Here is a 13732-nt window from a genome sequence, read left to right on the forward strand (position 1 = left end):
ACCAATCCACCTCACGTGCAGCAATCGACCCGACTGCAGCGGGAAGAGTTCGCTCCTCCCAGGCCACTCCTTCCGTGTTGTGACGCGGAGGAGTTTGTCCAGCCGGTCATCCTGGGCGAGACCTGCCCGGTCGTCACGTGTGACCGGGCGCTGATCGAAGCGCCCGGCGCGCTCGGCCTCGATGCGCTCGAGGATGCGCCGAGCGCCCCCGAGCAGGAGCCCGGCGCGGCGCTCGCGCACGAGGCCTGGGAGCCCGCCGAGGTCAGCTGCGCGCCCGACGCATGGGAATCCGGGGAGCCCCCGTCCCCCTGCACGGACGACGAGGGGTGGCAGGCCGCGGAGCCGGACACCGACGCGAGCAGTCCGCAGTGCTGTAGCGAGGCGGGCTGCGCGAGCGGTCCGCAGCTCCGCGATCTGCCGTGGGCGCCGCTCCGCCCGGAGGTGCTGAAGGGGTATTTCCCGCTCGTCCGGAAGCTGGTGCGGCAGGTGTCGCGCCACCTGCCGCCCAACGTGCAGCGCGACGATCTGCTCAGCGCGGGGATGCTCGGGCTCGTCGACTCGCTCCGCAAGAACGGCGGGAGCGACGGCGAGACGTTCGCCGGCTACGCGAAGCTCCGGATCCGCGGGGCGATCGTCGACGAGCTCCGCGCGCAGGACTGGCTCTCGCGGCGGGCGCGCGAGGCGGTCGAGGCCGGGACCGCCGCCAAGGTCGGCGGCGCGACCGTCTTCGTGAGCCTGAGCGAGGTGACCCCCGCCGAGGAGTCGGTGCACATGGCCGGCGGAGACGACCCGATCGAGGCGATCTCGGCGCAGGCGACGCGGCGCGCCCTGTCCTTCGCCATCGCGCAGCTCCCCGAGCGGGAGCGGCGCGTGATCGGCATGTACTACTTCGAGGGGGCGAAGCTGAAGGACATCGGCGCGGAGCTCGGGGTCGGCGAGCCGCGCGTGTCGCAGCTGCACACGCGCGCGCTCGGGATGCTGCGCGGCATGCTGTCCCACGCCTGACCGCGGGCCGCGGCCCGCGCCGCGGCCGCTCACCCGAGGCCCGGGCCGTGGTCTGACCGAGGCCCCGGCCCGCGCCGCGGCCGCTCACCCGAGGCCGGGGCCGCGGCCCCGGCCGGAGCCGCGGCCGCTCAGGGGCGCGCCGCCTCGGTGAGCCAACGCGCCCGGCCGGGCATCGCGAGGCCGACCGCGAAGAGCGCGGTCTCCTCGTAGGCCTGCTGCAGCGCCGGGTCGCCGGCGGCGCGGTGCACGAAGGCGTTGCGGTGCGCGCCGCGATCGAGCGCGACCACGCGCGCGCAGCCGAGGTCGAGCAGCGCCTCGGTCGTCGCCTCGTCGCTGTCGAACGTCGTCGAGGCCACGAGGAGCGTCCCGTCGTCGAGCGCGCACGCGGCGCTGCGCCGGCGCATCGTGCCGATCTCGCGCGCCTCGGGCCGCAGCCTGCCGTCGTCGGCGGTGAGCGGCAGCTCGGTCGCGTCCACGCCCGGCCCGATCTCGACGCCGCCGGCCGGGCGGATCTCGACGCGGCCGCCGCGGACCAGCAAGAGGCCCCCCTCGCCCCGGAAGCGGAGCCCGACGGTGCCGCCCACGGCGAGCCCGCGCGGGCCGCGCCGCCGGCCGGTGCCGACGCCGATCGCCGCCATGACGCGCGGCCGCTCGTCGGCCGGCACCTCGGCGTCGAGCTTCGGCGCGGTCCGCGGCGAGATCTCGCGCGATCCGGCGCGGAGGCGGAAGAGGAACCGATCCGGCGCGAAGGCGTGGACGCGGACCTGCGCGCCGAGGTGCACGGCGCTCGCGGCGTACACGGCCGGGCTCCACGCCGGCGGCGGCTGCGCGCCGCCGTCCGCGGCCCAGCCGACGCGCTCGCCCGGGAGCGACAGATCGGGCGCCGGCGGGCCGTCCGCCGAGCGCGACTCGAAGTAGAGAAACGGGCCCGGCGACGCCGCCGCGACGTGCGCCGGCGGCGCGAGCGACATCTCCGGCGCGAGGCGCTCCGCGATCATGCCGCCGTCCTCCCGGCGGCTCAGGAAGGCGACCCCGAGCGGATCCGGCGCCCGGCCCAGCGAGACGCCGGCGAGGCACCGCGCGCGCTCGAGCGCCGCCCGCATCGCGGCGGCGTCGGCGGCGCCGCTCCACGCGTGGATCACGAAGCCGCGATCGGTCATGCAGAGCGCCGAGCGCTCGACCACGAGGTCGTCGCCGTCGCGGGGCGAGGGCGCCGCGCCGGCCGGGGCGCGCTCGGCGGGGGGGCTGGCGAGCGCCGGGAGCGCCGGGAGCGCCGGGAGCGCCGGCGCGGGGCTCGCCGCCTCGAAGAGCGACGGGCCCTGCCAGAGCGCCCAGGGGAAGCGCCGGCCGCCGCCGTCGCGGAGATCGCGGGGGCTCGCGGTCGGCGGACCCTGCCAGAGCGCCCAGGGCACGCGCGCGACGCCGCCGCCGGAGGGCCACGCGCCGAAGTACGGCCGGCCCGAGACGTCGACCCCGATCGTGGCCGCGCCGTCGCGCGGCGGCACGAGCGCGCGCCCGCCGACGACCATGCCGAGCGCCCCGGCGCCCGCGGGGGGCGCGCCCGGGCCGCGCGCGCCGACGCCGAGGCCGATGGCCCCGCGGAGCGTCGCCGCGTCGGGGAGCTGCCCCGTGCCGTGCGGGCCGACGGTCGGCCTGGGCGCCTCGAAGCCGGCCTGCAAGGTGAACTTGACGTGCCGCGTGTCGATCGCGAGCAGGTGGACGCGCACGTGCTCCCGCTGCGGATCGGGGCGGAGGGTCGTCGCGGCGAAGGGGCTCGACGGGCGCTGCGGGTCGCCGTCCATGCCGGGGAGCACGCGCGGGAGCGAGGGCGAGACGAGCACCCAGTCCCCCTCCCCCGGCAGCGGGGGCTGGATCGCGGGCTGGACCTGGGGCGGAGGCCAGAGCGACGGCCACCCCTCCGGCGCGGGCTCCGGCGCGGCGGCGCCGTGGGTCTGGTACGCGGCGGCCGGCGCGGCGCGGAGGCCCGCCGCGGAGCCGCCCGCGGCGAGCGCGAGCCGCTCGACCGCGGCGGCCGCCCCCGGGCCGAGCAGGCGTCCGGCGGACGGCCCGGCGAGCTCCAGGAACGACGGCGCGCGGCGCGGGAGGTGGTGCGCGCGGGCGCCGAACGGATCGCGGCCGCCCGTGTCGACCTCGCCGGTGCCTGCGTTGAGCGCCGCCGGCACCGCCTCCGGCCCGAGGGCCATCACCAGGCCCTCGTCGACGAGGTCGAGCCGCGCCGACGCGGGCGGGGTGTCGAAGACGATCTCGGTGCGCGACGCGCCGTCGGCGCTCCCGGTCTCGAGCCAGCCGTCGATCGCCGCGCGGAGCCGCTCGCCGAGGGGCCGAGGCCCCGGCGCGCCGCCGCCGAGATCGAGCAGCGTGATCCCCTGCACGACGCCGAACGCGGAGGTGGTCACCGCGACGCGGCGGCCGCGGGCGACCAGGTTGCGGTCGTCGCCGAGGGGCGTGTCGGTCAGGTTGCGGAGGCCGCCCAGGCTCACCGGCCGGCCGGAGCGGGTGAGCCGCACGCGCGCGCGGTACAGGTCGGCGGCGCCGCGCCCGTCCGGCGCGCGCTCGTCGGGCGCAGGCCCGGCGCCCGCGGCAGGCCCGGCGCCCGCGGCAGGCCCGGCGCTCGCGGCAGGCCCGGCGCTCGCGGCAGGCCCGGCGCTCGCGGCAGGCCCGGCGCCCGCGGCAGGCCCGGCGCTCGCGGCAGGCCCGGCGCCCGCGGCAGGCCCGGCGCCGCGCTCGTCGGGCGCGGGCTCCGCGCCGCGCTCGCCGGGCGCGAGCTCGCCGTCCGGCGGCCGCGGGACGCCCAGGAACAGCACCCGGCGGCCGATCAGCGCGTCGGAGAGGAACCCGCCGCGCTCCTCCCAGACGAAATCGTCCGGGCTGACCGCGCCGCCGATCGCGTCGCCGAGCATCCCGGCGATGGCGTCGGCGGTCCGCGCCGGCGGGGGCGGCGTCGCGAGCCGCGCGACGGCCCCGAGCAGGGCGACACCGAGCGCGACCGGGAGCCGGCCCCGCAGGTGATCGATCCAGGTGGAGAGCGGCCGTTCAGTCATCCCTGCGCGAGCGCGCTCCCTCCTCCAGCAGCGACGGCCTGGGCCGCCGCGGCGCGCGGGCGGATCCCGAGGAGCTGGCGCGCGCGGTCCGGATCGACCACCTCTCGGCCGACGCTCCGCGCGAAGGCGGCGGCGCGCGCGACGAGCGGCGCGCTCCCCTCGGCCAGCACCCCCTTCTCCAGGTAGATGTTGTCCTCCAGCCCGACCCGCGCGTGCCCGCCGAGCTGCATGGCGAGCTCGGTCATCGGGCGCTGGTGCCGGCCGACGGCGGCGACCCCCCAGCTCGAGCCTCGCGGGATCTGGCTGATCATGAACCGGAGCACGTCCTCGCGCGCCGCGATGCCGCCGGGCACGCCGAGCACGAACTGGAAGTGGAGCGGCTCGGCGAGGAGCCCCTCGGCGAGCAAGCTGAGCGCCTCATGGATATGGCCGACCTCATAGCACTCGAGCTCGGGAATGCTCCCCGCCTCGCGGATCCGGGCCGCCATGTCCCGGATGAGCGGCCGGGCGTTGTCGAAGATCCCGTCGCCGAAGTTGAGCGTGCCGCAGTTCAGGGTGGCCATCTCGGGGCGGCAGAGCAGCGGCTGGGCGCGCTCGTCGACGCCCATCCCGACGGCGCCCCCGGTCGACGTCTGGAGGATGACGTCGGTCTTCTCCTGGATGGCGGCGATCGCCTCGGCGAAGAGGGCGCGCGACTGGCTCGGCGTCCCGTCCGGGTTCCGGACGTGCAGGTGGACCACCGCGGCGCCCGCGTCCCGGCAGCGCGCCGCCTCGTCGGCGAGCTCGCGCGCCGTGACCGGCAGGTGCGGCGTCTGCGCCCGCGTCGTCTCGGCGCCGACGATCGCCGCGGTCAGGATCAGCGCGCTCTGCGGCGGCGTGACGATGATCCGCGGGGGCGGCGTGATGATCGGCCGCGGCTCCGGGAGCTGCGCGTGGTCCGGGGGAGGCGCCGACAGCGCCGGCAGGACGAGGCGCGGCCGTCGCTGGAGCTCCTTCGGGACGACACAGGTGCCGAGGGCCCGGCAGACGACGACCGGCTCGGCCAGCGCGTCCGCCGCCGAGGGCGCCACCCCGGGTTCGCGGACGCTGGCGACGACCTTGCGCGCCTCGAAGGCCATGGTGCGCGACGTGGCGCCGACCTTCGTGACCACCCCGGTCGCCTCGATGAAGTCGCCTGCTCGGACCGGGGCGAGGAACTCGACCGCCTCGTACGCACGGAAGAGCCCCTCGTCGCCGTCCAGACGGATGAGGAGCTCGGTGGCGACGTCGCCGAAGAGCGCGAGAATACGCGCGCCATCGCACAGCTCCCCCGCGTAATGTGCGTCGTGCGCGCCCATCCTGACGCGCAGCGTGACCGTGAGACCAACCCCAGTGCTCATGGGCGTGAAGACTCAACAGTCGACAGTCGTTAGTCAACAAGGGAAACTCCCTCAGCCGATGAACCTCGTAGAAGCCAGAAATCTCCCGCGCCACGTCGGAATCATCATGGATGGCAACGGCCGCTGGGCGGAGCTGCGCGGCGAGCCGCGCGAGGCCGGGCACAAGGCCGGCAGCGCCGCCGTGCGGCGCATCGTGCGCGTCTGCCGGAGGCTCGGCGTCGAGGCGCTGACGCTGTACGCGTTCAGCGAGCAGAACTGGGCGAGGCCCCGGAACGAGGTCGACGCGCTCATGGGCCTCTTGCGCGAGTACCTGATGAGCGAGCGCTGCGAGATCCTCGAGAACGACATCCGCCTGGTCGCGATCGGCGACATCAGCCGGCTCCCCGAGCCCGTGCGCGACGTGCTCGATCCGCTCCGGAAGGCGTCGGCCACGAACCGGCAGATGACGCTCGCGCTGGCGCTGTCCTACGGGGCGCGGGAGGAGATCGCCGCCGCGGCGCGCGAGCTCGCGATGGAGGCGGTCGCCGGCAGGCTCGATCCGGAGGCGATCGACGGGGCGCTGCTCGCCGCGCGGCTGCCGAGCCTGAGCGTGGGCGAGCCGGACCTCATCATCCGCACCGGCGGCGAGCAGCGGCTCTCCAACTTCCTGCTCTACGGGGCCGCGTACGCCGAGCTGTCGTTCACCGAGCGGCTGTGGCCGGACTTCACCGAGGACGACCTCTTCGCCGCGATCGCGGCCTACCAGGAGCGCGTCCGCGCCGCCGAGCCCGAGGCCGAGGCCGAGGCCGAGGCCGAGGGTGGCGGCGCGGACGAGCCGGCCCGCGCGAACGGCGCGCTCGGCGCGGGGAGGCCGTGGCACGCGCGCGAGGTCGCCTCTCACAACGGCTCACGGACGGGAGTCTGACGCTTGGCTGCTTCCAACCTCACGATGCGGGTCATCACCGCGATCGTGGCTGCACCGGTCCTCCTCTCGCTGCTCTACCTCGGCCCGAGCTGGGGGTGGGCCGCGCTCGTCGCGGTCGCCTCCGCCATCGGCGCGCTCGAGTTCTTCGCGATGACCCACGCGGACGACCGCGCCGCGCGCGCCGCCGGCGTGGCGCTCACCCTCGGCGTGCTCGGCGTGCTCTGGCGCTACGGGGGCTCGCCGGCCGCGCTGCTCGCGCTGATCTTCCTGCTGCCGTTCGTCGCGATGCTCGTCACGCTGGTGCGCCTCGGCGACATGCGCACCGCGGCGCTGCGCGTGCTGGCGATGACCTTCGGCCCGCTCTACGTGGGCGGCGGGCTCGGCGCGCTGGCGCTGCTCCGGCGCGACGGCGGCGCCGACGGCCCCTCGTTCGTGGTCCTGGCGCTCCTGCTCTCCTGGTTCTCCGACACCGGCGCCTACTTCGCCGGCCGCTTCCTCGGCCGGCGCAAGCTCTACGAGGCGGTGAGCCCGAAGAAGACCGTCGAGGGCGCCCTCGGCGGCCTGCTCTTCGCGGTGCTCGGCGCGCTGCTCGCCCACTTCTGGTTCCTCCGGTCGCTGCCGCTCGTCGACGGGCTCGCGCTCGCGATCGTCGCGGGCGGCCTCGGTCAGGCGGGGGACCTCGGGGAGTCGCTGTTCAAGCGCTCCTTCGGGATCAAGGACTCAGGCGGGATCGTGCCCGGCCACGGCGGCATCCTCGACCGGGTCGACGCCCTGCTCGTCACCGGGACCATCACGTATCTCTACGTCCTCTGGTCGCGATCGTGAACGGCGCCCCGCGTCGCGCGGCGCCCGCGCGCCACGGTGAGCGCGGCGCCGCGCCGCGTACTGCCGAGCTGACGCGATGCCCCGGCCGTCTGCAACCGCGTGACGCGTCGCATGATTGCACCCGACACATTGAACTGGGCCGCGCCGCGCACTAGAAAGTTACAGAGCCATGCAAGATCAAGTCGGTACCAAGATCACGACTCCGCCGGTGAGCGGCGCTGCTGCTCCGGGCCATAAACACAAATACGAGTTCTTCAAAGTCGTCCAGGGTTACCTCGACGAGGCCGCCCGCCTGATCGAGCTGCCGGGCTACATCACCACGATCCTGAGCCAGCCGAAGAACGAGATCATCGTCAATTTCCCGGTGCGGATGGATGACGGAAGCATCCGGCTCTTCAAGGGCTACCGGATCCAGCACAACAACCTCCTCGGGCCGTTCAAGGGGGGCATTCGCTACCACGAGACGGTGTCGCTCGACGACCTCAAGGCGCTCGCCGCGATGATGACGTGGAAGTGCGCGCTCATGAACCTGCCGCTCGGCGGCGGCAAGGGGGGCATCAAGTTCAACCCGAACGAGGTGTCGCGCGCCGAGCTCCAGCGCATCACGCGCCGCTTCTTCCATGCGCTCGGCTCGAACATCGGCCCGGAGACGGACATCCCTGCTCCCGACGTCGGCACCGACGCGAAGACCATGGCGTGGGCCATGGACACGTACATGAACACCGTCGGACAGCTCTTCAAGCAGGCGGTGAAGGGCGTCGTGACGGGCAAGCCGGTGGCGTCGGGCGGCACGTACGGGCGCGAGAAGGCCACCGGGCAGGGGGTCGTCCACTGCATCACCGAGTGGGCCGAGGACAACGACGTGAACCTCGGCGGCGCGACGCTGCTCGTGCAGGGGTTCGGCAACGTCGGCTCGAACACGGCCGTGCTCCTGTCGAAGCTCGGCGCCTCGACCGTCGCGGTCGGCGACCACACCGGGTACCTCTACAATCCGGAGGGGTTCAATCCGCACAAGCTGCAGGACTACGTGAAGAAGCACCGCTCGATCGCGGGCTACCCGGCGGGCAAGCCGATCAGCCGCGAGGAGTTCTTCCGGCTCAAGGCGGACATCTTCATCCCGGCGGCCCTGGAGAACCAGGTCGGGGTGGAGGAGGCGAGCTGGCTGCAGGTCCGGCTCGTGGCCGAGGGCGCGAACGGGCCGTGCACGCCCGAGGGGGAGAAGGTGCTCCTCGAGCGCGGGATCGACATCCTGCCGGACGTCCTCGCCAACTCGGGCGGCGTCACGGTGAGCTACTACGAGTGGGTGCAGAACAAGCGCTCCGAGACCTGGACGCTGGAGGAGGTCGACGCCCGGCTCGAGAAGGCGATGAAGCGGGCCTACCGCGAGGTGACCGAGATGGCGCGGCAGAAGAAGTGCACGCTGCGGCTCGCCGCCTACGCGGTGGCGCTGCAGCGGCTCGCCGCCGTGTACGGCGAGCGCGAGATCTTCCCGTGAGGCGGGGCGCGGCCCGCGCGGCGCCCCCGCGCCGCGCGCGGCTGAGCCGCCGGTGACGCGGGGTGAATCAGAAGCCGAGCGTGCGCCGGCCGATATCCATCTTCATCTTCTGCTTGGCGAGGTAGAGCGTCTCCTCGGCCACCGCGTTGGCGCGCGCCGCGTGCTCCCGCAGGATGTCGAGGACCCGATCGTCGCCGCCGGGTTTGTCGTACTCGGCGCGGCGGGCGCGCATCGGGCCGAGGAGCTCGTCGATCGCCGCCGAGACCTCGGCCTTGATGTGGCCGTCCCCGATGTTGTCTCCCCGGCTATAGCGCTCCTCGAGCACCTTGACCCGCTCCGGATCCTTGATGAACGCGCGCACGTACTGGAACAGGGAGCTCGTGATGTCGCCCGGGTCGGTCATGCTCTGCCGGCCGGTGTAGAGCGCCCCCACCTTCTTCTTGATCTCCTTGGCGCTGTCCGAGAGGAAGATGGCGTTGTTGAGGCTCTTCGACATCTTGTGGACGCCGTCGGTGCCGACCAGCCTGCCGACGCGGCCCAAAAGCGGCGCGGGGACCGGGAACAGGCCTCCTGCGGTGACGTGCGCCTCGTCGTCGAGCGCCGGATCGACGTCGCAGTAGACGTGGTTGAAGCGCCGCGCGACCTCGCGGCACATCTCGAGGTGGGCGACCTGATCCTCGCCGACCGGGACGAGCGCGGGGCGGAACGCGAGGATGTCGGCGCACTGCCCGACCGCGTACAGAGGAAACCCGAAGCTATATTTGTCGCCGAGCCCCTTGGTCTCGATCTCGTGCTTGAGCGTCGGGTTCCGCATCACCCGGTTGAAGGGGAGCTGCATCGCGAAGAACCATGTGAGCTCGGCGATCGCGGGGACCTCGCTCTGGAGGACGAGCGTGGAGCGCTCTGGATCGATGCCCGCGGCCAACCAGTCCTTGACGATCTCCAGCATGTCGCGGCGGATGTCGGCCGGCTGGTCCGCGCGCGTCGTGAAAGCATGGACGTTGGCGATGAGAAAATAGCACTCGTAGCTGTCCTGGAGACGGACGCGGTTCTCGATGGATCCGACCCAGTGGCCGACGTGGAGGCGCCCGGTGGGCGTATCTCCGGTGAGGATCCGGGGGCGACCGGGCTGGGCGGAAGGGCTGGAGGTCGAGGAGCTCATGGCCGAGATCACCGCTCTCATAGCACCGCTCGCGCAGGATGTCGCTCGCGGACACGCACCCGCGGATCGCCGACGGCACGACCTTGACCGCCGCGGAGGTCGTGGCGATCCTGCGCGACGCCATCCGCCGCCGCTCCGAAGAGGAGGAGTCTTGCTGAGGCAGCTATTGCGCCGTTTCTTGCGCCCGCAGGCGCCCTTGCTCGCGATCGTCGTCGCGCTCCAGCTCGTGGCGACGCTCGCCTCGCTGTACTTGCCGAGCCTGAACGCCGACATCATCGATCATGGCGTCGCCGTCGGCGACACGTCGCGCATCCTGAAGCTCGGCGCGATCATGCTCGCGATCACCGGCGTCCAAATCGTGTGCTCGGTCGCCGCGAACTACGCCGGCGCGCGCGCCGCGATGAGCTTCGGCCGCGACCTGCGCGCGGCGGTGTTCCGCCGCGTCGGCGAGTTCTCCGCGCGCGAGCTGTCGCGGTTCGGCGCGCCGTCGCTCATCACGCGCACGACCAACGACGTCCAGCAGGTGCAGATGGTGGTGATGATGGGCTGTACGATGCTCGTCCTCTCGCCGCTCATGTGCGTCGGCGGCATCGTGATGGCGCTGCGCGAGGACAGGTCGCTCGCCTGGCTGCTCGCGATCGCGGTGCCGCTGCTCGCGGGCGCCGTCGTCGCGATCATGTCGCGGATGGTGCCGCAGTTCCGGCGGATGCAGCCCCTCATCGACGCGGTGAACCGCGTGCTCCGCGAGCAGATCACCGGCGTGCGCGTGATCCGCGCCTTCGTGCGCGAGCCCGCCGAGGCGGCGCGCTTCGATCGCGCGAACGGCGACCTCACCGAGGCCGCGCTGCACATCGGGCGCCTGCAAGCGATGATGTTCCCGGCCGTGATGTTCGTGTTCAACGCCTCGAGCGTCGCCGTCCTGTGGTTCGGCGCGCACCAGATCGCGGACGGCAGGCTCGCGATCGGCTCGATGACGGCGTTCCTCGCCTACCTGACGCAGATCCTCATGGCGGTGATGATGGTGACGTTCATGGCCGTCATGCTGCCGCGCGCGGCCGCGTGCTCGGAGCGCATCGTCGAGGTGCTGAACACCGAGCCGTCCGTGCGCGCCCCCGACCAGCCCGTGACGCTCGTCGAGCCGACCGGCGTCGTCGAGCTGCGAGGCGTCGAGTACCGATATCCGGGCGCCGAGCTGCCCGTCCTGCGCGGCGTCTCGTTCGTCGCGCGCCCCGGGCAGGTCACCGCGATCATCGGCAGCACCGGCTCGGGCAAGACCACGCTGCTCGACCTGATCGCGCGGCTCATCGATCCGACGCGGGGCGAGGTCCGGCTCGACGGCGTCGACGCGCGCATGCTCGACCTCGAGGCGGTGTGGTCGTGCACCGGGCTCGTGCCGCAGCGCCCCTTCCTGTTCTCCGGCACGGTGGCCTCGAACCTGCGCTACGGCGACCCCGCGGCGACCGACGAGCAGCTCTGGGCAGCGCTCGCCGCCGCGCAAGCGCGCGACTTCGTCGAGGCCATGCCGCAAAAGCTCGACACGCCGATCGGGCAGGGCGGCACGAACGTCTCCGGCGGCCAGCGCCAGCGGCTCTCGATCGCCCGCGCCCTGCTGCGCCGGCCGCGCGTGTTCCTGTTCGACGACGCCTTCTCCGCGCTCGACGTCGCGACCGAGGCCCGGCTGCGGGCGGCGCTCGCCGAGCGCACGCGCGCCGCCACGGTGATCGTCGTCGCGCAGCGCGTGTCGAGCATCGTCGACGCGGACCAGATCCTCGTGCTCGACGGCGGCGAGATCGTCGGCCAGGGCAAGCATGGCGAGCTGCTCGCGTCGTGCCCGACGTACGCGGAGATCGTGGCCTCGCAGCGCGAGGCGGCGGTGGCCGCATGAGCGCGCGCCGCGCCGGTCCCCCGCCCGCCGCCCCCCAGGGGGCGCGCTCCCCGATGCTGCAGCGCGGCCCCTTCGGCATGGGGGCGGCGCCGCCGCAGAAGGCGAAGCGGTTCGCGCCCTCCGCGCGGCGCCTCCTCGGCCGCCTCGCCCCCGAGCGCGCGCGCCTCGCGGTCGCGATCGCGTGCTCGCTGCTCAGCGTGGGCCTCGGCCTCGCCGGTCCGAAGCTGCTCGGCCGCGCGACCGACATCATCTTCTCCGGCGTGATCGGCGCCCGCCTCCCCGCGGCCGCCACGAAGGCCGAGGCCGTCGCGGAGCTCCAGCGCTCCGGCCAGGCGCGGCTCGCCGAGCTCGTGGGCCACATGGACGTCGTCCCCGGCCGCGGCATCCAGCTCCGCGAGCTCGCCGATCTGCTCCTGTTCGTGATGGCGCTGTACGCCGGCGCGTCGCTGTTCGCGTGGCTGCAGGGCTACCTGCTCAACGGGGTCGTGCAGCGCACCGTGCGGCAGCTCCGCACCGACGCGCAGGACAAGCTCGCCCGCTTGCCGCTCGCCTACTTCGACGGCCGCCCGCACGGCGAGCTCTTGAGCCGCGTCACCAACGATATCGACAACATCGCGCAGGGCCTGCAGCAGACGCTGACGCAGCTCATGAACGGCGCGCTGACGCTCGTCGGCATCGTCGTCATGCTCGTCGTGATCTCACCGGTGCTCGCGGTGATCACGCTCTTCACCGTGCCGCTCTCGGTGCTCACGACCGCGGCGGTCGCGAGGCGCGCGCAGGCGAAGTTCGTCGCGCAGTGGGCGCAGGTCGGCGCGCTCAACGGCCAGATCGAGGAGGCGTTCAGCGGCCACTCGCTCGTCAACGTGCTCGGGCGGCGCGGCGACGTCGAGGCGCGCTTCCAGGCCACGAATCAGGAGCTGTTCGAGACCAGCTTCCGCGCGCAGTTCATGTCCAGCACCATCATGCCGGCGGTCAATTTCGTCGGGAACCTGACCTACGTCGCGATCGCCGTCATCGGCGGCCTGCGGGTCGCGTCGGGCGCGATGCTGCTCGGCAGCGTGCAAGCGTTCATCCACTACTCGCGCCAGTTCTCTCAGCAGCTCGGCCAGCTCGCGTCCGTCACGAACGTCCTCCAATCGGGCGTCGCCTCCGCAGAGCGGGTGTTCGAGCTGCTCGACGAACAGGGCCAGTCGCCCGAGGCCGCCCCGCCCGCGGCCCTGCCGAAGGTCACCGGCGAGGTCCGGTTCGAGCACGTCACGTTTCGCTACAAGCCCGACGAGCCCCTGATCGAGGACCTCGATCTCACGATCATGCCAGGCCAGACGGTCGCGATCGTCGGCCCGACCGGCGCCGGCAAGACCACGCTCGTGAACCTCTTGATGCGGTTTTACGAGCTCGACGGCGGTCGGATCCTGATCGACGGTGTCGACATCGCGCGCTTGCCCCGCCACGAGCTGCGCGCGAAGCTCGGTATGGTGCTGCAGGATACATGGCTATTCTCGGGCACGATCCGCGACAATATCGCGTTCGGCAACGCGGCCGCGACCGAGGCCGACATCCAGGAGGCAGCGCGCGCGGCGCACGTCGACCGCTTCGTGCGCGCCCTGCCCGCCGGTTACGATACCGTCATCGACGAGGAGTCGGGCAACCTGAGCGCCGGCGAGAAGCAGCTCATCACGATCGCGCGCGCGTTCCTCGCGAGCCCGGCGATCCTGATCCTCGACGAGGCGACCTCCTCGGTCGACACCCGCACCGAGGTGCTCGTCCAGCGCGCGATGGCCGCCCTGCGCGCCCAGCGCACGAGCTTCGTGATCGCGCATCGCCTCTCGACGATCCGCGACGCCGACGTGATCCTCGTGATGAACGCGGGCCGCATCGTCGAGCGCGGCACGCACGCGGAGCTCCTCGCCGCAGGAGGCGCCTACCGCGCGTTGTACCAGACCCAGCTCACCGGCAACGGCGGGAGCGGCGCGACGCTCGAGGGCCAGAGCGCCGCTCCACCCGCTTGAAACGCC

9 protein-coding genes are annotated in these 13732 nt (G+C 73.5%); 6 read left to right on the plus strand and 3 right to left on the minus strand.

Annotated elements, in window-relative coordinates:
• Positions 1–15 precede the first annotated feature (15 nt).
• Positions 16–1005 (plus strand): sigma-70 family RNA polymerase sigma factor, encoded by a 990-nt coding sequence (locus tag WMF20_RS36400; protein WP_129578587.1) that lies wholly within the window; start codon positions 16–18, stop codon positions 1003–1005.
• Between the two features lie 128 nt (positions 1006–1133).
• Here WMF20_RS36400 and WMF20_RS36405 read toward each other — a convergent pair whose 3' ends face one another.
• Together WMF20_RS36405 and WMF20_RS36410 are read right to left on the minus strand one after the other, a co-directional pair.
• Positions 1134–4067 (minus strand): hypothetical protein, encoded by a 2934-nt coding sequence (locus WMF20_RS36405; protein WP_437606385.1) that lies wholly within the window; start codon positions 4065–4067, stop codon positions 1134–1136.
• The gene (locus WMF20_RS36410) at positions 4064–5446 is read right to left on the minus strand and encodes a 3-keto-5-aminohexanoate cleavage protein (protein WP_437606386.1); all 1383 of its coding nucleotides are present in this window, start codon (positions 5444–5446) and stop codon (positions 4064–4066) included. The genes WMF20_RS36405 and WMF20_RS36410 overlap by 4 nt, the downstream gene beginning before the upstream one ends.
• Before the next feature lie 58 nt (positions 5447–5504).
• On the opposite strand from WMF20_RS36410, the gene uppS reads away from it, so the two are divergent.
• The 3 genes from uppS (at position 5505) to WMF20_RS36425 (ending at position 8670) form a co-directional block, all read left to right on the plus strand.
• Complete coding sequence (uppS, locus tag WMF20_RS36415; RefSeq protein ID WP_437606387.1) at positions 5505–6350, plus strand: polyprenyl diphosphate synthase; 846 nt, start codon at positions 5505–5507, stop codon at positions 6348–6350.
• Positions 6351–6353: 3 nt separating this feature from the next.
• Positions 6354–7175 carry a phosphatidate cytidylyltransferase gene (locus WMF20_RS36420; RefSeq protein ID WP_437606388.1) on the plus strand — a complete coding sequence of 274 codons (822 nt, stop codon included), beginning with the start codon at positions 6354–6356 and terminating at the stop codon, positions 7173–7175.
• A gap of 169 nt (positions 7176–7344) precedes the next feature.
• Positions 7345–8670, plus strand: coding sequence for a Glu/Leu/Phe/Val family dehydrogenase (locus WMF20_RS36425; protein ID WP_437606389.1), 1326 nt, complete (start codon positions 7345–7347; stop codon positions 8668–8670).
• Between the two features lie 67 nt (positions 8671–8737).
• Here WMF20_RS36425 and trpS read toward each other — a convergent pair whose 3' ends face one another.
• On the minus strand, positions 8738–9832 hold the full coding sequence (gene trpS / locus WMF20_RS36430; protein WP_437606390.1) for a tryptophan--tRNA ligase: 1095 nt from the start codon (positions 9830–9832) through the stop codon (positions 8738–8740).
• Positions 9833–9983: 151 nt separating this feature from the next.
• On the opposite strand from trpS, the gene WMF20_RS36435 reads away from it, so the two are divergent.
• Positions 9984–11717: an ABC transporter ATP-binding protein gene (locus WMF20_RS36435; RefSeq protein ID WP_437606392.1), complete on the plus strand. Its 1734-nt coding sequence runs from the start codon at positions 9984–9986 to the stop codon at positions 11715–11717.
• Positions 11714–13726 (plus strand): ABC transporter ATP-binding protein, encoded by a 2013-nt coding sequence (locus WMF20_RS36440; RefSeq protein ID WP_437606393.1) that lies wholly within the window; start codon positions 11714–11716, stop codon positions 13724–13726. Before WMF20_RS36435 ends, WMF20_RS36440 begins: the two co-directional genes overlap by 4 nt.
• Positions 13727–13732: the final 6 nt, after the last annotated feature.

This window comes from Sorangium sp. So ce834 (assembly GCF_051521425.1).
GTDB lineage: Bacteria > Myxococcota_A > Polyangia > Polyangiales > Polyangiaceae > Sorangium > Sorangium cellulosum_D.